The organism is Roseateles sp. P1_C6, from assembly GCF_056406315.1.
In genome coordinates this window covers 625,728-646,295 of sequence record NZ_JBFUAK010000002.1, presented here as the reverse complement: position 1 = coordinate 646,295, position 20,568 = coordinate 625,728, and the positions used below count along the sequence as shown (strand labels likewise).

At 70.2% G+C, this 20,568-nt stretch carries 18 protein-coding genes, 1 pseudogene and 1 riboswitch; of the genes and pseudogenes, 4 read left to right on the top strand and 15 right to left on the bottom strand.

Annotated features, from left to right (window positions below; translation table 11 throughout):
* Positions 1-494, top strand: a pseudogene (locus AC1D29_RS05985) (hypothetical protein); the annotation flags it as partial.
* Between the two features lies 1 nt (position 495).
* Here AC1D29_RS05985 and AC1D29_RS05980 read toward each other — a convergent pair.
* Entirely contained in the window at positions 496-1,227 is a 732-nt protein-coding gene (locus AC1D29_RS05980) for a DUF72 domain-containing protein (protein ID WP_477895153.1), read from the bottom strand.
* 233 nt (positions 1,228-1,460) lie between these two features.
* Positions 1,461-2,474 carry a zinc-binding alcohol dehydrogenase family protein gene (locus tag AC1D29_RS05975; protein WP_477895151.1) on the bottom strand — a complete coding sequence of 338 codons (1,014 nt, stop codon included), beginning with the start codon at positions 2,472-2,474 and terminating at the stop codon, positions 1,461-1,463.
* 107 nt (positions 2,475-2,581) lie between these two features.
* Here AC1D29_RS05975 and AC1D29_RS05970 point away from each other — a divergent pair, with 107 nt between their 5' ends.
* Together AC1D29_RS05970 and AC1D29_RS05965 are read left to right on the top strand one after the other, a co-directional pair.
* Complete coding sequence (locus AC1D29_RS05970) at positions 2,582-3,502, top strand: LysR family transcriptional regulator (RefSeq protein WP_477895149.1); 921 nt, start codon at positions 2,582-2,584, stop codon at positions 3,500-3,502.
* Between the two features lie 106 nt (positions 3,503-3,608).
* Positions 3,609-4,160: a 3'-5' exonuclease gene (locus tag AC1D29_RS05965; RefSeq protein ID WP_477895147.1), complete on the top strand. Its 552-nt coding sequence runs from the start codon at positions 3,609-3,611 to the stop codon at positions 4,158-4,160.
* A 6-nt stretch (positions 4,161-4,166) separates the two neighbouring features.
* Here the strand turns inward: AC1D29_RS05965 and AC1D29_RS05960 are convergent, their stop codons facing one another.
* The 6 genes from AC1D29_RS05960 to AC1D29_RS05935 form a co-directional block, all read right to left on the bottom strand.
* On the bottom strand, positions 4,167-5,681 hold the full coding sequence (locus AC1D29_RS05960) for a PfkB family carbohydrate kinase (RefSeq protein ID WP_477895145.1): 1,515 nt from the start codon (positions 5,679-5,681) through the stop codon (positions 4,167-4,169).
* Positions 5,678-6,466, bottom strand: coding sequence for a thiazole synthase (locus AC1D29_RS05955; RefSeq protein ID WP_477895143.1), 789 nt, complete (start codon positions 6,464-6,466; stop codon positions 5,678-5,680). The genes AC1D29_RS05960 and AC1D29_RS05955 overlap by 4 nt, the downstream gene beginning before the upstream one ends.
* A gap of 1 nt (position 6,467) precedes the next feature.
* Positions 6,468-6,671, bottom strand: coding sequence for a sulfur carrier protein ThiS (gene thiS / locus AC1D29_RS05950; RefSeq protein ID WP_477895141.1), 204 nt, complete (start codon positions 6,669-6,671; stop codon positions 6,468-6,470).
* Entirely contained in the window at positions 6,664-7,665 is a 1,002-nt protein-coding gene (locus AC1D29_RS05945) for an FAD-dependent oxidoreductase (RefSeq protein WP_477895139.1), read from the bottom strand. Before AC1D29_RS05945 ends, thiS begins: the two co-directional genes overlap by 8 nt.
* A complete protein-coding gene (gene thiC / locus AC1D29_RS05940) occupies positions 7,665-9,545 on the bottom strand; it encodes a phosphomethylpyrimidine synthase ThiC (protein WP_477895137.1) in 1,881 nt (626 codons plus the stop codon). The genes AC1D29_RS05945 and thiC overlap by 1 nt, the downstream gene beginning before the upstream one ends.
* Positions 9,546-9,636: 91 nt before the next feature.
* Positions 9,637-9,758: riboswitch (TPP riboswitch) on the bottom strand.
* An 11-nt stretch (positions 9,759-9,769) separates the two neighbouring features.
* Positions 9,770-11,083: an MFS transporter gene (locus AC1D29_RS05935; protein ID WP_477895135.1), complete on the bottom strand. Its 1,314-nt coding sequence runs from the start codon at positions 11,081-11,083 to the stop codon at positions 9,770-9,772.
* A 72-nt stretch (positions 11,084-11,155) separates the two neighbouring features.
* Here AC1D29_RS05935 and AC1D29_RS05930 point away from each other — a divergent pair, with 72 nt between their 5' ends.
* Positions 11,156-12,058, top strand: a complete 903-nt coding sequence (locus AC1D29_RS05930) for a LysR family transcriptional regulator (RefSeq protein WP_477895133.1) — start codon at positions 11,156-11,158, stop codon at positions 12,056-12,058.
* A gap of 14 nt (positions 12,059-12,072) precedes the next feature.
* Here AC1D29_RS05930 and AC1D29_RS05925 read toward each other — a convergent pair whose 3' ends face one another.
* The 7 genes from AC1D29_RS05925 to AC1D29_RS05895 form a co-directional block, all read right to left on the bottom strand.
* Positions 12,073-12,567 (bottom strand): TPM domain-containing protein, encoded by a 495-nt coding sequence (locus AC1D29_RS05925; RefSeq protein ID WP_477895131.1) that lies wholly within the window; start codon positions 12,565-12,567, stop codon positions 12,073-12,075.
* Positions 12,568-12,569: 2 nt separating this feature from the next.
* Positions 12,570-13,454, bottom strand: a complete 885-nt coding sequence (locus AC1D29_RS05920; RefSeq protein WP_477895129.1) for a TPM domain-containing protein — start codon at positions 13,452-13,454, stop codon at positions 12,570-12,572.
* Complete coding sequence (locus tag AC1D29_RS05915; protein ID WP_477895127.1) at positions 13,451-14,083, bottom strand: LemA family protein; 633 nt, start codon at positions 14,081-14,083, stop codon at positions 13,451-13,453. The genes AC1D29_RS05920 and AC1D29_RS05915 overlap by 4 nt, the downstream gene beginning before the upstream one ends.
* 167 nt (positions 14,084-14,250) lie before the next feature.
* Positions 14,251-17,490, bottom strand: coding sequence for an efflux RND transporter permease subunit (locus AC1D29_RS05910; protein WP_477895124.1), 3,240 nt, complete (start codon positions 17,488-17,490; stop codon positions 14,251-14,253).
* A 10-nt stretch (positions 17,491-17,500) separates the two neighbouring features.
* Positions 17,501-18,664 carry an efflux RND transporter periplasmic adaptor subunit gene (locus AC1D29_RS05905; RefSeq protein ID WP_477895122.1) on the bottom strand — a complete coding sequence of 388 codons (1,164 nt, stop codon included), beginning with the start codon at positions 18,662-18,664 and terminating at the stop codon, positions 17,501-17,503.
* 148 nt (positions 18,665-18,812) lie between these two features.
* A complete protein-coding gene (gene aroC, locus AC1D29_RS05900; RefSeq protein ID WP_477895120.1) occupies positions 18,813-19,916 on the bottom strand; it encodes a chorismate synthase in 1,104 nt (367 codons plus the stop codon).
* A gap of 153 nt (positions 19,917-20,069) precedes the next feature.
* Positions 20,070-20,537, bottom strand: a complete 468-nt coding sequence (locus AC1D29_RS05895) for a CBS domain-containing protein (protein WP_477895118.1) — start codon at positions 20,535-20,537, stop codon at positions 20,070-20,072.
* Positions 20,538-20,568 lie beyond the last annotated feature (31 nt).

The following is a 20,568-nucleotide window of genomic DNA, read 5'->3' as shown; positions in this document are numbered from 1 at the left end:
CCGCAGCCGCGGTCACGCCCATGCAGGCCGCCAGCGGCACCCGCCCGGCGCCGGCGGCGACGGCCGCCAACGCGCTGCCCGATCTGTCCAACGCCTTGCCCGGCCAAGTGGCCGCAACGGCCGCAACGGCCGCACCGGCCGGCCCGGCACGCGGCGACCCGGCCGCCGAAGCCTTTGCCGCGCCGAAGGCCTCCGCCGGCTCGCCGGACGCCGGCCCCCGCCTGGGCCCCAACCTGCCCTCGCCGCCCACCGCCGCGGCCAGCGCGCCGCGTTCGCCGCTGAACCTGTCGCTGCCACGCGGTGACATGGCCGCCAGGCGCGGGCCGGGCCTGGTCGAGCTGCTGCCGCCGCCGCCCGAGCGCAAGTCCAAGCTGGAGCAGTCCATCGAGGACGCCACCAACAAGGACTGCCGCAAGGCCTACAGCAACGCCGGCATCCTGGCCGCCGTGCCGCTGGCCATCGATGCGGCACGCGGCAAGGGCTGCAAGTGGTGAGTCAAAGCAGCGCGCGCAGCTGACGTGCGTTCTGCAGTGCAGCGCCGGACGCGGTGTTGTCGAACACGCACCAGCATGCCGGCTGCCTGGGGCCTGCCTTCAGCCGCCCGGCCTGGGTCGCCAGCCAGTCCTCGTCATAGGGCGACCAGTACATGCGCGGCGAGCCATGCCAGCGGAAATAGCGCACGCGCCGCTTGTCGCCACCGGGCTCGTCAGCGCCCGGCCATTTGGCGGGATCGACGGCTGCCCGGGCGACACAGGCCGCTCGCATCAGCCGGTCGGCCTCGGGCGTGAACCAGCTCGCATGGCGCGGCTCGCAAACCACGGCACCGCGGAAGCGGGCATGCACCTGCGCGAAGAAGCGCCCGGCCAACAGGACATCGAACTGCAGCGATGGCGGCAGCTGCACCAGCATGACCGCCCACTTGCGGCCCAGCCCGCCCGCCTCGCCAATGAAGCCGGCCAGCAGTTCTTCTGCGCCCTCGAGCCGGGCGATGTGGGAGATCTGCTTGGGCAGCTTGACCGCGAAGCGAAACCCGGGCGGCGTGCTGGCCGCCCATTTCTCGTAGGTCTGCGGCCGGTGGCTGCGGTAGAAGGACGAGTTGATCTCCGCGCAATTCAGCGCGGCGGCATAACGCTCCAGCTGAGAGCCTGCCGCCGGCAGGCCCGCGGCATTGTTCGAGGCGATGGCCCAGCCGGCCGTGCCAACGCGGTAGGGTGGCCGGATGCTCATTGGCGGCTGACGTCAAAAGCCATGCCGCAAGCCTAGGCCCGCCCAGGCGGGCCCGGCGTCGGACAAGCGCCCCCCAGCGGGCACCCTTGTCCGACGCCTGTGCCACTGAGCATTGCCGACCGCCTCAATGCCGTGAGCCCACGCTGCATGGCCGTCAGGCGTCGGCGCGTCGCCCGCCGTGACCGGCCAGGCGCGCGTCGCCAGCGCGGTTGCCGGCCCGGCGCCAAGCCGGCTCAGAACCCGCTGAGCACCAGCTTGCCGCGCATGCGCCCCGACTCCACCAGCTCGTGCGCGCGGCGCAGGTTGGCCGCGTTGATGGGGCTGAGCTGCTCGCTGACCGTGCTGCGCAGCCGGCCTTCGTCCACCAGCGCCGCCACGCGCGCCAGCAGCCGGCCCTGCTGGGCGATGTCGGCCGTGCCGAACATGGGCCGCGTGAACATCATTTCCCAGTGCAGGGACAGCGCCTTGCGCTTGAGCGTCATCACGTCGATGGGACCGCCGAGGTCGTCGATGAGGCCCACGCGGCCTTGCGGCGCCGCGGCGTCGATGATGGCGTCCCAGTGCTGCTCGGTGTGCGTCAGGCTGGCAATCAGTTCGACCTCGGCCACGCCGGCGGCAACCAGCTGGGGCCGCAGGGGCTGGCCGTGGTCGACGACGACATGGGCGCCCAGCTCGCGCGCCCAGGCCTGCGTCTCGGGCCGGCTGGCCGTGGCGATGACGCGCAGCTGGGTCAGCTGGCGGGCCAGCTGCACAAGGATGGAGCCCACGCCGCCGGCCGCGCCGATGACCAGCAGGCTCTGGCCCGCGCCGCCGCCCTCGGCCACGCCCAGGCGGTCGAACAGCAGCTCCCACGCCGTGATGGCCGTCAGCGGCAACGCGGCGGCATCGGCGTCCGACAGGCTTCGCGGCGCGCGCGCAGCGATGCGGTGGTCGACGACCTGCAGCTCGGCATTCGAGCCCGGGCGGTTGATGGCCCCGGCGTAGTAGACGCGGTCGCCAACGGCAAAGCCTTCGACGGCCTCGCCCAGCGCTTCCACCGTGCCGACGGCGTCCCAGCCCAGCACCTCCGGCTGGCCGGGCTGGGGCGCGCGGTTCTTGCGCACCTTGGTGTCGACCGGGTTCACCGACACGGCGGCCACGCGCACCAGCAGGTCGCGCGGGCCGGGCTGGGGTGCGGGCAGCGTCAGGTCGACGAGGGCCTCGGGGTGGGTGATGGGCAGGGACTGGAGGTAGCCAACCGCTTTCATGGGGCGTGTCCTTTCAGGAGCAGATCAACGATGGCCGTCATGGTGGCGCCGCGCATTCCATTCAGAAAGCCTAGGATTGGCGAATCAGTTTCATCACAAACATGAAGATGGACCGACTTTCCCCCTTGCAGCTCTTTGTCGCGGCCGCCGAGGCCGGCAGCTTCTCGGCCGCCGCCCGCCGCCTGGACCTGGGCCCCGTGCAGGCCAGCGCCAGCATCGCGCGGCTGGAGCGCGAGCTGGGCGTGCGCCTGTTCGAGCGCTCCACGCGCCGGCTGCGCCTGACCGAGGCCGGTGAGCAATGGCTGCCCCATGCCCGGCAGATGCTGGCGGCGTGGGAGGACGGCCAGGCCGCGCTGCGCGATGCGGCAGGCGAGGCGCGGCCGCTGAACGGCCGGCTGCGCGTCAGCCTGCCCAGCGACATCGGCCGCCAGCACCTCTGGCGCTGGATCGAGGACTTCGCCGCCGCCGAGGCCAGCCCCGGTGTGCAGCTGGAGCTGCGCATCAGCGACCGGCTGACCGACCTCGTGCAAGACCCGGTGGACTACGCGGTGCGCTACGGCGAGCCGCCTGATTCCAGTCTCGTCGCGCTGCCGCTGGCACCGGGCAACCGCCGCGTGCTGTGCGCCAGCCCGGCTTATGTCGCGCGCCGCGGCACGCCGCAGACGCCGACGGAGCTGAGCGCGCACGACTGCCTGCGCTGGGTGCAGGGCGACAGCCCGCATGGCCGCTGGCGCTTCACATCGCCTCAGGGCGAGGCCCAGGCTGTCGAAGTGGGCGGCCGCCGCATCGCCGACGACGGCGGCCTGGTGCGCGAATGGGCGGTGGCCGGGCTGGGCATCGCCTACAAGAGCAGCTTGGATGTCGCCACCGACCTCGCCGCCGGGCGGCTCGTGGCCCTGCTGCCAGGCTGGCTGGGCGAGCCGGCGCCGCTGCACTGGATGGCCGTGGGCCGCCACCGGCTGACGCCGGCGCTGCGCCGGCTGGCCGAGGATCTGCGCCAGCGCTGCGAGCGGTTGCTGGCGCCGTGATTCATTGCCGGGCGGCGCGCTCAGGGTGCTGGCCCCAAGGCAGATACTGCCCACCGTGCGCAGATCCCCATTGCTTCAACGCCCCACTGCCGAGCAGATCGCGGCGATGCCAGCCTATGAGGCGCTGCCGGCCAGCCGCATCCATCTGCTGAAGACCCCCGCGCAACTCGAAATCGCCGAGCAGGCGCTCCGGCAGGCCGGGCATGTGGGCTTCGACACCGAGAGCAGGCCGGTCTTCGTGGCCGGCATGCCGCAGACCGGCCCCGAGGTCATCCAGTTCGCCACGCTGACCGATGCCTTCATCGTGCAGACGGCGACACCCGGCGTGGCGGATTTTCTGCAAGCCATGATCGAGTCGGACGATGTCGTCAAGGTGGGCTTCGGTCTGACCTCGGACCGGCCGCAGATCCAGCGCAAGCTGGGCCTGCGGCTGGGCCAGTCCATCGACCTGGGGTACCTGGTGAAGCGGTTAGGCTACAAGGACGAGGTGGGCGTGAAAGCCGCCGTCGCCATCGTGCTGGGCCGGCGCTTCAGCAAGTCCCGGAAGGCGACCACGTCCAACTGGGCCAACAAGACCCTGACGCCGCAGCAGCTGCAGTACGCCGCCAACGATGCGCACGCGTCGTTGCTGGTCTACCAGGCCTTGAGCGACGACTGAGCCGGATCAGTCCAGGCTGGGGTGCGGCCAACCGGCCTCCACCAGCAGCGGCATCGCCGCGCCGCTGTGCCAGGCGTCCAGCCATTCATGCATGGGCCGTTGCTTCAGCCCTCGCACCACGCAGCCGGCGCTGGCGCCGCAGGTGGCGATCTGGATCAACTGCTCCGGCGCGAGCACGCCGCCAATGCCGACGACCGGGGCTGGTGACATCGCCGCCCACCAGGCCAGGTTGTCCAGGCCTTGCGGCCGCCACGGCATGGCCTTGGTCAGCGTGGGCCAGACGGGGCCGCAGGCGATGTAGTCGGGCCGCCAGGCCACGCAGCGGGCCAGCTCCCACAGGCTGTGCGAGCTGAGGCCCAGGCGCAGGCCGTTCGCGCGTGCGGTGGCGAGGCCGCGGCGGTCATCGTCGGTGAGCGCGAGCAGGTCTTCCTGGCCGAGGTGGATGAAGTCCACGCCCATCGCCAGCGCTTCGCGCCAGTGGTCGTTGACGATCAACGTCGTGCCCGGGCGGCGGGCGGCCTCGACCTCGGCGCGCAGGCGGTCGGGCCAGGCGCTTTCGCCCTCCGCTCGCTTGAGACGCAGCTGCACGGTGCGCAGGCCGGCATCGAAGAGCTGTGCCGCGTGGCTGCCGCTGTCCGTGATGCCATAGACGCCTTCGACGGCGGGCGGGCCGTCGCGGTGCGCGGGCCAAACGGTGGGCATCTCCTCGAACAGCGCGGGCAGCAGGCTGGGGTCGGTGATGAAGCCTGGCGACGGCCGCACCGGGCCGGCGCCCGCCCCCGGCGGGTCGTCGGCGCGAAGCCCCGAAGTGGTCAGCATCTTGGCGAGCAACGCCGCGTCTGCCGCGGCAAAGCCGCGGGCCAGCGCGGCAGCCAGGCCCGTCGCGAAGCAGCAGCCGGTGCCGTGGTTGTTGCGCGCGTCGCGGCGCGGCAGGGCCAGCCAGCCGTGGGCTTGCGGGCTCGCGAGCCAGTCCGACGCGAGTGGGCCGGCTTCGTCGCCGCCGGAGATGCAGGCACTGCCAACACCCAAGGCCAGCAGCGCGAGGGCCTGTTCCGGCGCATCGCCCTCGCCCACCAGCCGCGCGGCTTCGCGCCGGTTGGGCGTGACGACGGTGGCGCGCGGCAGCAGCTCCTCGCGGTAGGCGCGCAGCAGGTCGTCGCTCGCCAAACTCGCACCGGTCGACGCGCGCAGCACGGGGTCCACCACCAGCGCCAGCGGTCCGCGCTCGCGCAGCCGGTCGACCCAGCGCGTGACGACGCGCAGTTGCTCGACGCCTCCCAGCAGGCCGGTCTTGATCGCCACGGGCGGCAGATCGTTCCCCAGCGCGGCCAGCTGGGCCTCCAAACGCTCGGCCGACACGGGAAAGACGGCCTCGACAGCCACGCTGTTCTGCGCCGTCAGCGCAGCGGCGACTGGGCACAGGTGCACACCCATCGCCTCGGCCGCACGGTGGTCGGCGGACAAGCCCGCGCCACCGCCACTGTCCAGCCCGGCAATGCTCCAGATGACGGGCTTCTTCATGAGATCAGGAAGGGCCGGCCGCCCACCGGTGTGCTCGCCACGGCCATGTCCTGCCTGGCCATCACGCCGGCCTCGAAGCCCAGCCGCCCGGCCGCGATGGCCTGGCCGAAGGCCTCCGCCATGCGGATGGGGTCGCCGGCCTGCGCGACCGCCGAGTTCAGCAGCACGCCGTCCAGCCCCAGCTCCATCGCCTGGGCCGCATGCGACGGTGCACCGATGCCGGCGTCGACGATCAGCGGCACGCCGGGCAGGCGCTCGCGCAGCGTGCGCAGCGCAAACGGGTTCAGCAGCCCCTGGCCCGAGCCGATGGGCGCGCCCCAGGGCATCAGCACCTCGCAGCCCGCGTCGAGCAGGCGGCGGCAGGTGACGAGGTCGTCGGTGCAGTAGGGGAAGACGTCGAAGCCGTCCTTCACCAGTTGCGCGGCGGCGCCGACCAGCTCCCAGGGGTCAGGCTGCAGCGTGTACTCGTCGCCGATCACTTCCAGCTTGATCCAGGCCGTGCCGTACAGCTCGCGCGCCATGTGCGCCAGCGTGACAGCCTCTTGCGCGGTGCGGCAGCCGGCCGTGTTGGGCAGCAACTGCCCGCCGGTCTCACGCAAAGTCTCGCGGATGGCGGCGACAAAGCCGTTGTCGCCGGCCGCGGCCAGCGTGCGCTTGAGGCCCACGGTCAGCACCTGCGCGCCGCTGGCGAGCACCGCGCGGCGCAGCACTTCGGGCGAAGGGTAGCCGGCCGTGCCGAGCAGGAAGCGGCTGGTCAGCACGCGGCCGTAGAGGGTCCAGGTCATGTCATCCGCCTGTGATGGGTTGGATCAGGGTCAGCTCGTCGCCGGGCTGGATCAGCGTGGTGTCGCGCCGCGCGCGCGGCACGAAGGCGCCGTTGAGGGCCGTGGCGACGGCGTCGGGCGCTCGGCCCTGTTCGGCCAGCAGCGCGGCAAGGCTCAAGCCCTCGCGCCAGGGCTGGGGTTCGCGGTTGAGGGTGAACTCAGGCATGGTGGTGAAGGGCTTTCTCGGCCAGCGCCGGCGCCAGCAGCCAGCCGTGGCGGAACAGGCCGTTGATGCGCAGCAGCCCGGGCTGGTGGTCAATGCGCGGGCAGTGGTCGGGCAAGGCCGGGCGCAGGTTGGTGTCCATGTGGACGATGCGGGCCTCCGCCAGCGCCGGCAGCACGCTATGGGCGGCGGCCATCAGCTCGACGGCGCTGCGCAGGCTGACCGGCGAGCGGTCTTCACTCTCGATCTCCGACGCGCCGACGACGATGACGTCGCCCGGTCGTGGCACCAGGTAGACGCGGTGGCGCGGGTGCAGCAGCCGCACCGGGCGGTTCAGCACGATGCCGGGCGCGTGCAGCCACAGGATCTCGCCACGCACGCCGCGCAGGGTTGGCAGGTCGGGTTTGGCACCGAGGCCGCGGGTGTCGATGACGAGGTCGGCATCCAGGCGGCGGCCGTCGTCCAGTTCGAGCCGGTGGGGCTGAACGGCGATGGCATGACGGGACCAAAGCCAGTCGACGCCGCGCGCCTGGTCGGCCAGTGCCAGCAGCAACTCGCGTGGCAACAGCTGGCCTTCGCCGGGCAGCCACCAGGCCTTGAGGTCGGGGGAGAGCGCCGGCTCCAGCATCTGCAGTGCGGCGCGGTTCAGCGGCTCGGGGTGGTCCAGCCGGGAGAGCACACGCTGAGCGCATCCCATGTCGCCGCCATGGGCCAGCAACACGCTGCCTTCCGTTTTCACCAGCTCGGGCTGCCCCAGCGCCTCGGCAATCGCCGGCCACAGCGTCAGCGACCGCCAGCCCAGCGTGGTGATCTCGGGTTCGGCGTGTTCCTGTTCGGCCAGCGGGCTGAGCATGCCGGCGGCCGTGAAGGCCGCTGCGCCGGCCTGTTCCGGTCCCGCGGCTGGGTCGACAACCTGCACGCGATGCCCCGCCCGCGCCAAGTGCCAGGCCAGCAGCCGGCCCATGACGCCGGCGCCTGCGATGGCGATGGTGGCCATCAGGCTTTGGCGATCGGGATGTAGAGCTCGCCGCCGTGGGCACGGAACTCGGCGGACTTCTGCGCCATGCCGTCGGCCACGACGTCCGACGCTTCCAGCCCCTTGGCCGCCGCGTACTCGCGCACATCCTGCGTGATCTTCATCGAGCAGAACTTCGGCCCGCACATGGAGCAGAAATGCGCCTCCTTGGACGAGTCCTTGGGCAGCGTCTCGTCGTGATAGTCGCGCGCCGTGTCCGGGTCCAGGCCGAGTGCGAACTGGTCGTGCCAGCGGAACTCGAATCGCGCCTTGCTCATCGCGTCGTCGCGCGCGCGGGCGCCGGGGTGGCCCTTGGCGATGTCGGCCGCGTGGGCGGCGATCTTGTAGGCGATCAGCCCCTGCTTCACGTCGTCGCGGTCCGGGAGGCCCAGGTGTTCCTTGGGCGTCACGTAGCAGAGCATGGCCGTACCCATCCAGCCGATCATGGCCGCGCCTATTGCCGAGGCGATGTGGTCGTAGCCCGGCGCGATGTCGATGGTCAGCGGGCCCAGCGTGTAGAACGGCGCCTCGTCGCAGTGCTTCAGCTGCTCCGTCATGTTGGCCTGGATCAGGTGCATGGGCACATGGCCGGGGCCTTCGATCATGGTCTGCACGTCATGCTTCCACGCGATCTTCGTCAGCTCGCCCAGCGTCTTCAGCTCGGCGAACTGGGCCTCGTCGTTGGCGTCGGCGCCGCTGCCGGGGCGCAGGCCGTCGCCCAGCGAGAAGGTCACGTCGTAGGCCTTCATGATTTCGCAGATCTCTTCGAAGTGCGTGTACAGGAAGTTCTCGCGGTGATGCGTGATGCACCACTTGGCCAGGATGGAGCCGCCGCGCGACACGATGCCCGTGCGGCGCTTGGTCGTCAGGTGGATGAACGGCAGGCGCAGGCCGGCGTGGATGGTGAAGTAGTCGATGCCCTGCTCGGCCTGCTCGATCAGCGTGTCGCGGAAGATGGCCCAGCTCAGGTCCTCGGCCACGCCGCCCACCTTCTCCAGCGCCTGGTAGATGGGCACGGTGCCGATGGGCACGGGCGAGTTGCGCACGATCCAGTCACGCGTCGTGTGGATGTTGCGGCCGGTGGAAAGGTCCATCACCGTGTCCGCGCCCCAGCGGATGGACCAGACCAGCTTCTCGACCTCTTCCTCGATGCTGGACGTGACGGCCGAGTTGCCGATGTTGGCGTTGACCTTGACCAGGAAGTTGCGGCCGATGATGGTCGGCTCCAGCTCCGTGTGATTGATGTTGGCCGGGATGACGGCGCGGCCACGGGCGACTTCCCGGCGCACGAACTCGGGCGTGATGATGTCGGGAATGGCCGCGCCCAGCGAGTCGCCGCGCAGGCGCTGCTCACGCTCGGCGTCGGACAGGTACTCGCGCATCCACTCACGCCGGCCGTTCTCACGCAACGCGACGAACTCCATCTCCGGCGTGACGATGCCGCGGCGGGCGTAGTGCAGCTGGCTGACGTTGGCACCGGCCTGGGCGCGGCGTGGCGGGCGCTGCAGGGCGGCGGCCTCGGCGCGCAGCTGCGCGATGCGTTCGTTGTCCTCCTTGCCACCGTCGTCCAGTGCGACGCGCGTGCGGCCCGTGTAGACCTCGATGTCCGCGCGGTCCGAGACCCAGCTCGAACGGATGGGTGGCAGGCCGCGGCGCACGTCGATCTGCGCGTTGGGGTCGGTGTAAGGGCCGGAGGTGTCGTGCACGACGACGGTCTCGCCGTTGGTCAGCGCGATCTCGCGCATGGGCACGCGCAGGTCGGGCCGGCTGCCGGTGACGTAGGCCTTGGTCGACGCGGGAAAGGGTTCGCGCGTCAGCGACAGGCGCTCATCGAGCGAGATGTGTTTTTCGGGGGCGTTCACCGCGGTCTCCTGGAGCAGCTGAAGGTGTGCTCCGGGGGGCCGCCTGTGGGTGTGCGAGGGCCCGCCACCTCGGGGTGGCATCGCCCGCACGCCGCGAGGCATGCGCTCTCCTTACGCCGGTACTAGCCGGTTCAAGTTCACGGGTTTGGTCTCATGACCATCTCAGCCTCTGGGTCTGGCATCAGCCAAACCCGAGCACCCCGGAGCGGGCGCGATTGTGCGGGTCAACGCAGGCGCTTGGCAAGCACGAGCGCCACGGCAAGCAAGCCTGTCGCGATGGCGAAGCTCAGGTCCAGGCCGCCCACGGCGAAGACGGCGGCCATGGCCGAGGCACCGGTGATGAGGCCCAGGTTGCGTGACAGCGTCAGCAAGCCGCTGATGACGCCGCGCTGCCCGGCCGCCGCGTCGGCCATGACGGCCGTGTTGTTGGCGGCCTGGAAGAGTGCATAGCCTGGCGTGACGATGACGAGCGGGCCGACGTAGGCGATGGCGCCCAGCGACGCGGGCAGCAGCGCGATCAGACCGCAGCCCAGCGCCATGGCGGCCAGGCCCAGCTGCGTCATGCGCCGCGTGCCGAAGCGGTCCGCGAGGCGGCCGGCCGGCACGCCGCTGAAGGCCGACACGATGGGGCCGATGGACATCAACGCGCCCACCGTGGCCGCGCCCAGGGCCAGCGCGCCGCTGAGGTGGAAGGGGCCGACGACCAGCGTGGCCATCATGACGGCCGAGACGATGGCGTTCATCGCCAGGCTGGTGCTCAACGCGGGGTCGCGCAGGCGGTCCAGCCGCACTAGGGGCGACTTGGCGCGCGCCTCGGTGCGCAGAAAGAGCAGCAGGCCGACTGCAGCCACGGCGAGCAGGCCCGGATGCTGCGTCATCGCGAGCGCATAGGCGGCCAGCGTCAGCGCCAGCCACGACGTGCCGGGCCAGTCCAACCCTGCCGCGCCGCCCTGCCCCCGGTCCGCAGGCAGGCCACGCCAGGCCAGCGCGAGGGCCAGCAGGCCCAGCGGCACGTTGACGGCAAAGACGGCCCGCCAGCCCAGGGCGCCGATCAGCACGCCGCCCAGCGACGGCCCCAGCGCCGTGCCGACGGCCGACATCGTGCCCAGCAGGCCCATCGCGCGGCCGCTGCGCGCCTTGGGCAAGGCCGTGCCCACCAGGGCCATCGTCAAGGCCATCATGGCGGCCGCCCCCACGCCCTGCAGCGCGCGAGCGGCGATCAGCAGCGGCAGCGTCGGCGCCAGCGAGCCGAGCGCCGCCGCGGCCGTGAACAGCGCGATGCCGGCCAGCAGCAGGCGGCGTTTGCCGATCAAGTCGCCCAGCCGGCCGGCGCCGACGATGAGGGACGTGGTCGTGAGCAGATAGGCCAGCACCACCCATTGCGCCTGGGCGACGCCGGCGCCAAACGCGGCGGCCAGCGTTGGCAATGCGACGTTGGCGCTGCTGATGGCCAGGGATGGCAGCAGGGTCGCGAGCGCGAGGCTGGCGAGCACGCTGGCAGGGGGCACGGCGGCAGATGAGGCAAGGGTGGTGGTCATGCCTCTACCTTAGGCATGGGTCAGGCATGGCGGAAGGCGCATCATTTGCACTTCATTCATGCACGCGACGCCATGTCAGACCCTGACCTCAACCTGCTGCTGACGCTGGACGCCCTGCTGGCCGAGGGCAGCGTCGCCGGCGCTGCGCGGCGGCTGCGGCTGAGCCCGTCGGCGATGAGCCGGTCCCTGGCCCGCTTGCGCGACGCCACGGGCGACCCGCTGCTGGTGCGCGCGGGGCGCGGCCTGGTGGCGTCGCCAAGGGCACAGGAACTGCGCGAGCACATCGGGCCGCTGCTGCAGCAAGCCCAGGCCGCTTTGAGGCCCGCCGCGGCATTGCAGCTGGACCGGCTGGCGCGGGAGTTCACGCTGCGCACGCGCGAGGGCTTTGTCGAGAACTTCGGCGCCGCGCTGCTCGCCAGGGTCGTGTCTGAAGCCCCCGGCGTGCGCCTGCGCTTCGTGCCCAAGCCCGACAAGGACAGCACGCCGCTGCGCGACGGCAGCGTCGACCTGGAGACCGGCATCGTCGGCGCGGACAGCGGCCCGGAGCTGCGCACGCAGGCGCTGTTCCGCGACCGCTTCATCGGCGTCGTGCGCGCAGGCCATGCGTTGAGCCAGGGCGAGGTCAGCGCCGCGCGCTATGCCGCCGCTCGCCACGTGGCGGTGTCACGCCGCGGGCCGGTGAGCGGGCCGGTCGACGAGGCCCTGGCCGCGCTGGGCTTGGCGCGCGACATCGTCGTGACGGTGGGGGGCTTCTCCCAGGCGCTGGCGCTGGCGCGCGGCTCGGACCTGATTGCCACCTTGCCGGAGCGCCACACCGGCAACCTGCGCGAGGGCCTGCACAGCTTTGCGCTGCCACTCACGCTGGCGCCTTTCGCCGTGTCACTGCTCTGGCACCCGCGCATGGACGGTGACGCGGCGCACCGCTGGCTGCGCGGCTGCGTGCGCGAGGTCTGCACACAGCAGCCGACGGGCTGAGCGGCGCCTCGCCGTCAGAGCAGCAACGGCCGGTCCGGCAGTTCGTTCGCACCTGCAGCCGCCGGGAAGTGCCGCGCCAGGTGCTGCGTCACCGCCTGCACGCCGGCAATGACGCCGGCCTCGTAGTGGGACTGCCTGAACGCCGTCTCCATGCGCTGGCAGACCTCGCGCCAGGCGTCGGCGCCGACCTCGGCATGGATGCCGCGGTCCGCCACGATCTCCACGGCGTGGTCGGCGAGCAGCAGGTAGATCAGCAAGCCGTTGTTGTGCTCGGTGTCCCAGACCCGCGTCTGGGCAAACACCTCGATGGCCCGGTCCTGCGGTGACTGCCCCTTGAACAGCGGGGCGCCGTCCAGCGCCGCCTCGACGACAAACCGGATCTCGCCGGCGTGCTGGGCCTCGCTGGCCTTGATCGCGGCCTCGATCGCGTTCAAGGCGCCGGCGGGGAAGGCCCACGCGACCTCGCCGTCCGTCGTCAGCAGGTGCTTGAGGATGCGTTGGATGCCCATGCTCACCACCTCCCCGACGCGCCGCCGCCGCCGAAGCCGCCGCCACCGCCGCTGAAACCCCCGCCGCCACCACCACCACCCCGGCCGCCGCCACCGTAGTAGCCGCCCATGCCGCCCATGCCACGGCCGGTCATGCCGGCGCCGAGCAAGGTGACGAACAACGCGACCACGCCCGCGCCAACGGCCACGGTCACCGCGCCGACGACGAACCAGGCGATGACGCCGACGACGCCGCCGGTCACCACCGAGCCCACCAGCTTGCCCAACACGGCCCGGAGCACACCGCCCACGGCAAGCGCCACGATGAAGAGCACGGGCAGGTAGTCCTGGAATCCGCTGCCGCCACCGCTGCCGCGGGCAGGCGCGTTGCTGGGCTCGGGCAAGGGCTCGCCATCGACGACGCCCGCCATCTGCGCGAGCCCCGCACTGATGCCGCCATAGAAATCCTGGGCCTTGAAGCGCGGCAAGATGGTCTCGCTGATGATGCGCTTGCTGGCCAGGTCGGTCAGCGCGCCTTCCAGGCCATAGCCCACCTCGATGCGCACGGCGCGGTCGTCCTTGGCGACGACCAGGATGGCCCCGTCATCGACGCGCTTGCGCCCCAGCTTCCATTTCTCGGCCACGCGGATGGCGTACTGCTCGATGGCCTCCGGCGCCGTCGACGGCACCATCAGCACGGCCAGCTGGCTCCCTTTCCTGGCCTCGAAGGCCGTCAGTGTCTGCTCCAGCGAGGCCTTCTGCTCGGCGGTCAACGTGGCGGTCAAGTCGGTGACATGGGCCTGCAGCGCCGGCACGGGCACCTGGGCCGCGGCGAACAGCGACCCGCCGAACGCGCACGCCAGCAGCAGCGCCCGGGCGGCGCGGCCCCAGGCCAGGGCTGGGGTCATTTCACAGCCTCGGAGGCCGGCGCCGCCGGCTTGGCCGGTGCGGTGTCGAAACTCACGCTGGGCGCCTTGGAGATCTCCTTCTCGTTCTCGACGCTGAAGTTGGCCTTTTCCTTGTAGCCCATCACCATGGCCGTCAGGTTGGACGGGAAGGAGCGCACCGTCACGTTGTAGTCCTGCACGGACTTGATGTAGCGGTTGCGCGCGACGGTGATGCGGTTCTCGGTGCCCTCCAGCTGCGCGGACAGGTCGCGGAAGCCCTGGTTGGCGCGCAGCGTGGGGTAGTTCTCCGTGACCACCATCAGCCGCGACAGCGCCCCGGTCAGCTCGCCCTGGGCGGCCTGGAACTTCTGGAACGCCGCCGGGTCGTTGACCAGCTCGGGCGTGGCCTGGATGGCCGTGGCCTTGGAGCGCGCATTGATCACCTGGGTCAGCGTGTCCTGCTCGAACTTGGCTTCGGCCTTGACGGTGGCGACCAGGTTGGGCACCAGGTCCGCGCGCCGCTGGTACTGGTTGATGACCTCGGACCAGCTCGCCTTGACGTGCTCGTCGGTCGTCTGGAAGGTGTTGTAGCCGCAGCCGGTGAGGCTCAGCGTCAGGGATGCAGCCAGGGCGGTCGTCAGTTTTCTCATGTCGGTTCTCCAGGGTGTCAGGTTGACCGGTGATGCCGGGAGGATAGCGAGTGCCATCGCGTCAGCTTGCGCGCCTCATGGGATTGCGTCCGTGCGCCACAACCCAAAGAAAAAGGGCCAGCAGCCGAAGCCGCTGGCCCTGCGCCAAAGCGCTCGAGGTGATCGTTCTATTCCTTGTCGGCCGGCATCACGCCGGGCATGCCGTGCTGCGGCAGTGCGCCACCGCCCTGCTCTGCCGCCTTCTTGACCTTCTTCTTGTCGCGCGCCAGATAGCTGTAGAGCACCGGCACGACGACCAGCGTCAGCAGCGTCGACGTGATGACACCGCCGATGATGGCCCGGCCCATGGGCGCCTGGATTTCGCCGCCGTCGTTCAGCGCGATGGCCATGGGCAGCATGCCGAAGACCATGGCCGCCGTCGTCATGATGATGGGGCGCATGCGGATCAGGCCGGCCTGCAGCAGCGCGTCAGCCACCGTCGCCCCGGCCTTGCGGGCGTGGTTGGCGAAGTCCACGAGCAGGATCGCGTTCTTCGTCACGAGGCCCATCAGCATGACCAGGCCGATCATCGAGAACACGTTCAACGTCGAGCGCCACAGCAGCAGCGCCAGCATCACGCCGATCAGGGCCAGCGGCAGCGAGGCCATGATGGCGATGGGCTGCAGGAAGCTGCCGAACTGGCTGGCCAGCACGATGTAGATGAAGATCACCGCCAGGCCCATGGCCGCCAGCAGGCCGTTGAAGGCCTCGGCCTGCTGCTTGCCGGCGCCGTCGACCTTGAAGCTGACGCCCGGCGGCAGCTGCGTGGACTTGATGAGCTTCTGCACATCGGCGTTGACGTCGCCGCCCGGGCGGCCTTGCACACCGGCGAACACGGCTTCGCGGCGCTGCAGGTTCTCGCGGCGGATGACCTCGGGGTTGAACACCGGCTCGATGGTGGCGACCTGATCCAGCGTGATGGGCGCGCCGTCCTTGGAGAAGGCGACCGGCAGCTTGGCCATCTGCTCGATGCGCTCGCGCTGTTCGCGCGGCAGGCGAAGCAGCACCTCGACCTGGTTGCCGTCCGGCGTCGTCCAGTAGGTCGCGACCTCGCCGTTGACGTAGGCGCGCAAGCTGGAGGCGATCTGCGGCGCGGTCAGGCCCAGCTCGCGGATGGCCGAATCCTTCAGGCGCACGGCGAAGGCCGGCAGGCCGGGCTTGACGGTGGTGTCCACATCGACCGCACCGGGGATCTTCTTGATCTTCTCGACCAAGTCCTTGGCGGTCTGCGTCAGCACCTCGGGGTCGCTGCCCAGGATGGTGATCCAGATCGGGCGGTCGAAGCCCACGCTGACCTCGATGCCGGGGATCTTGGCGATGTCCTCGCGGATGGCGTCCTCGACTTCCTTCTGCGAGCGCTTGCGTTCGCTGCGGTCGGTCAGCGAGATGTTCAGTGCCGCCTGGTTGCGGCCGGTGGACAAGCCTTCGCCCGTGCTGCCGACCACGGTCGACACGGTCTTGATCTCGGGATAGCCCTTCAGGATCTCCTCGATCTGCGCGACCTTGGCGCTGCCGCGCTCGACGCTGCTGGCCACGGGCATGCGCAGGTTGACCTGCGTGAAGCCGTTGTCGGTCTGCGGCACGAACTCGCTGCCCACCAGCGGTGCCAGCATCAGCGCGATGACGAAGCTGGCGACGGCGCCCCACATGACCAGCCCACGCGGCGTCAGTGTCGCGAAACGCAGCACGCGCTTGGCGGCCTTGTCGCGCTTGCCGTCGGCGCTGAACGGGTGGCCGTAGGCGGGGATGGGCGGCACGAAGACGCGGTAGCGGCGGCCCGAGAAGGCCCACTTGATGAGGCGTTCATAGCCGTCGTGCAGGCGGTCCATGCCCCAGTCCGTCGCGCGGATGGCGTGGCCGATGACGGGCCAGTGCTTGATGCGCGCGTTCGGTGGGTCATGCCAGACCGAGGACAGCATGGGGTCGAGCGTGAAGCTGACGAACAGGCTGACCATCACCGCCACGGCCACCGTGATGCCGAACGGGTAGAAGAACTTGCCGATGATGCCGCCCATGAAGGCGACCGGCACGAACACCGCGCAGATGGCGAAGGTGGTCGCCATGACCGCCAGGCCGATCTCGTTGGTGCCGTCGGCGGCCGCCGTGTGGTGGTCCTTGCCCATGCCGACGTGGCGCACGATGTTCTCGCGCACGACGATGGCGTCGTCGATCAGCAGGCCGATGCACAGGCTCAAGGCCATCATCGTCATGAAGTTCAGCGTGAAGCCGAAGGCGTGCACGGCGATGAAGCTGGAGATGACGGCGATGGGCAGCGTCAGGCCCGTGATGATGGTCGAGCGCCAGCTGTGCAGGAACAGGAAGACGATGGCCACCGTCAGCAGCGCGCCTTCGATCAGTGTGTGCTTCAGGCCCGTGAGCGAGCCCTTGACGAAGTCGCTGTTGGCGTAGATCAGGCGCAGCTCGACGTCCTTGGGCAGCACCTTGCGCAGCTCTTCCATCGCCTCCTTGACGGCCTCGCCGGTCTGGACGATGTTGGCGTCCTGCTGCTTGAAGATGTTGAAGCTGACGGCCGGCTGGCCGTTGATGCGGGCGATGCTGTCGCGCTCGCGCTCACGTTCCACCAGCGTGCCCAGGTCATTCAGCGTCAGCGCCAGGTTGCCGCGGCGCGCGACGACCATGTTGCCGAAGGCCTTGGGGTCCTTCACGCGGCCTTCGACGCGCAGGATGGCGTCGGCCGTCGAATCGGACAGCAGGCCCACCGGCTGGTCGGAGTTGGCATCACCCAGCGCCTTGGCGATCTCGGCCGGCGTCACGCCATAGGCGCGCAGCCGCATCGGGTCCAGGTCGATGCGCACCTCGCGGGTGGTCATGCCGCCCACGTCCACCTTGGCCACGCCCTCCACGCGACCCAGGCGCTTGGAGACGATCAGGTCGGCCATCATCGACAGCTCGCGCGATCCGCGCGTGGGCGACAGCAGTGCCATCACGACCACGGGCTGGGCGTTGTCGGCCTGGAAGCGCGACACGGTGGGCGGCTTCACGTCCTTGGGGAAGGCGGCCTGCGCGGCGGCCACGCGGTCGCGCAAGTCCTGCATCGCGCGGCTCATGTCGGTGTTCAGGCTGAACTCGACGCTGGCCTGCACGCGGCCTTCAAAGCTGCGCGACTGGATGCGGTCCACGCCGGCAATCGTGTTCAGCGCCTCTTCCAGCGGCTTGGCCACTTCACGCTCGACGGCCTCGGGCGAGGCGCCGGGGTAGCGGATGTCGATCCAGGCACCGGGCAGCGAGATGTCGGGCATCTGCTCGACGCCCAACTTGGAATAGGAAAACAGGCCCAGCACGCACAGGGCCACCATCACCATGGTCGCGAAGACCGGGTTCTGGATGGAAACGCGGGTCATCCACATGACGCGGCCCTCACTGTTGAACGGCAGCAGACGCCGCCGAACTGGCCACCTTGGCCTTGGCGACCACGATGCTCGCCTTGTCACCTTCGCGCAGGTTGTCGAAGCGGGCGGCCAGCACCTGGGCCTCGGGTTTGAGGCCGTTCAGCACCTCGACGCGACCTTCGCGGGCGTCGCTGCGACCGGTCGTCACGATGCGGCGCACCAGCGCGCCGTTCTCGATCATCCAGACCTGCTCCTGGCCCGAGTTGCGCGTGATGGCGGCGATGGGCACCGTCAGGCGCTGCGTGTCGTCCTGCAGCACGACCTTGGCGACGGCGTACTGGCCGGCGCGGTACAGCTCCTTGGGGTTGCTCAGCACCAGCGTCACGCCGATGGAGCGCGTGCCCGGCTCGGCGCTGGGGGCGATGCGGTCGATCTTGGCCTCGACGGGCTCGTCCACGCCTTCGACCTTGACCTGCACCGTCATGCCCGGCTTCAGGCGGCTGACCTCATGGGTGCCGACCAGGCCGGCCAGCTCCAGCTTGGACAGGTCGACGATGGTCAGGATCTGCTGCTCGGCGGCCACCTTCTCGCCGGGGACCACGTGGCGCTTGGAGACGACGCCGTTGATGGGCGCCACCAGGGCGGCCTGGCGCATCGTCACCTGGCTGGTGTCCAGCTGGGCCTTGGCGGCGTTCCAGTTGGCGCGGGCCGATTCGTAAGCCGCGCGCGAGTTGTCCAGCGCCGTCTGGGCGATGAAATTCTTCGCCGCCAAGCCTTCGTTGGCCTTGTAACTACGCTCGGCCTGCTCCATCTGGGCGCGCATGGCCTCCACGCTCGCGCCGCGCTCGGCGATGCGATACCGCAACTCTTCCAGGTCCACCTGGCCCAGCGCCTGGCCGGCCTTCACGCGGCTGCCTTCGCCGACGGCGAGGTTCAGCAGCGTGCCGTTGGACTTGGCGCGCACCATGGCCGTGCCCGGTGCCACGAGCGGGCCGCTGAATTCGATTTGCGCCGGCATCGCGGTGACGACCGGCTTGACGACCTCGCTGGCGACGAACTCGAGGGCCGTCTTGGCCTTCTCGTCACCCGGCTTCTTCGGGCCATCGCCCTTGCTCGCCATGACTGCCACGCCGGCTCCGCCGATGAGCAGCACGACCGCCGCGATGGCACCCAACTTCAAGGACTTGCGCATGACTCCCCCAAAAGCTCTCTGATACAGACCTTTGCAGTCTAGAAACAGAGGCGCCCAGGCGCAGCGGGGTTGTGACGAAACGCGGTTTGCGGGGGCTGAGCTGCACCGGCCCGCGATCAGGCCGGCGCCGGGGCGGACAGGCTGCGCCTCAGGCGGGACGAGATGCCGGAATGGGGTCGATCGGCAGCTTCACGTCGCCGCACTGCGCCCTATGACGAAGGGCATGGTCCATCAAGACCAGGGCCAGCATCGCTTCGGCGATGGGTGTGGCGCGTATGCCCACGCAGGGGTCGTGGCGCCCGAAGGTTTCCACGGTCGTCGGGTTGCCCGCGCGGTCGATGCTGGGCTTGGGGCTGCGGATGGAGCTGGTGGGCTTGATCGCGATGCTGGCGACGATGTCCTGGCCGGTGGAGATGCCGCCCAGCATGCCGCCCGAGTTGTTGCTGGCGAAGCCGTCGCGGCTCAGCTCGTCGCCATGCTCGGTGCCGCGCTGCGCCACGACGCCGAAGCCGGCGCCGATCTCCACGCCCTTGACGGCGTTGATGCCCATCAGCGCGTAGGCGATGTCGGCGTCCAACTTGTCGAACAGCGGTTCGCCCAGGCCGACCGGCACGCCGGTGGCCTCGACGCGGATGCGCGCGCCGACGGAATCGCCGGCCTTGCGCAAGTCGTCCATGTAGGCCTCGAGTTCGGCGATCTTGCTGGCGTTGGCGGCGAAGAACGGGTTCTGGCCCACGTGCTGCCAGCCTTCGAACGGGATCTCCATGCCGCCCAGTTGCGTCATGCAGCCGCGGAACTCGGTGCCATAGGCCTCGCGCAGCCATTTGCGCGCCACGGCGCCGGCGCCCACCATGGGCGCTGTCAGCCGCGCTGAGGCGCGGCCACCGCCGCGCGGGTCGCGCACACCGTACTTGCGCCAGTAGGTGTAGTCGGCATGGCCGGGGCGGAAGGTGTCGAGGATGTTGCCGTAGTCCTTGCTGCGCTGGTCGGTGTTCTTGATCAGCAGGCAGATGGGCGTGCCGGTCGTGACACCTTCGTAGACGCCCGACAGGATCTCGACCGCATCGGGCTCGTTGCGCTGCGTGACGTGGCGGCTGGTGCCGGGGCGGCGCCGATCCAGTTCGGGCTGGATGTCGGCCTCGCTCAAAGGCATGCCTGGAGGGCAGCCGTCGATGACGCAGCCGATGGCCGGCCCGTGGCTTTCGCCGAAGTTGGTGACGCGAAAGAGTTCGCCGAAGGTGCTGCCTGACATATGGGCAAATTCTAGGTGGCCCGCCAAAGCAAAAGCGGCCCCGCAAGGCCGCCTTGTCAGGATGCGAACCGGGCCGTCATGCCATCCGGCTTGCAGGCCGGATGTCGTTCGGCCGGCGTCCGGCAGCGCGCAGGCGCTGTCCTCGGACCGGACTCACAGCTTGGACTCGGGTTCCGTCGCGTTCTCTTCCACCGGCCAGTCGCGGATGTAGGCCTTCAGCATGCGGTTCTCGAAGTCCTGGCTGTCCACCACGGCCTTGGCCACGTCGTACAGCGAGATCACGCCCATCAGCGTCTTGCCGTTCATGACCGGCATGTAGCGCGCGTGGCGGCCCAGCATCATGCGGCGCACCTCGTCGATCTCGGTCTCGGGCGTGCAGGTCAGCGGCGCGTCGTCCATCACCGTGCGCACGATGGTCGTGCCCACCGCGCCACTGTTCTTCACAACGGCCTGGATGACCTCGCGGAAGGTCAGCATGCCGACCAGGTCGCCGTGCTCCATCACCACCAGCGAACCGATATCACGTTCGGCCATCACCTCGAGCGAATTCTTCAGCGGCTCGTCGGGCGTGACGGTGAACAAGGTGCCACCTTTGACACGCAGGATATCGACGACTTTCATAGGGGCCTCCATGGGAAAACGCCCGGTCAAC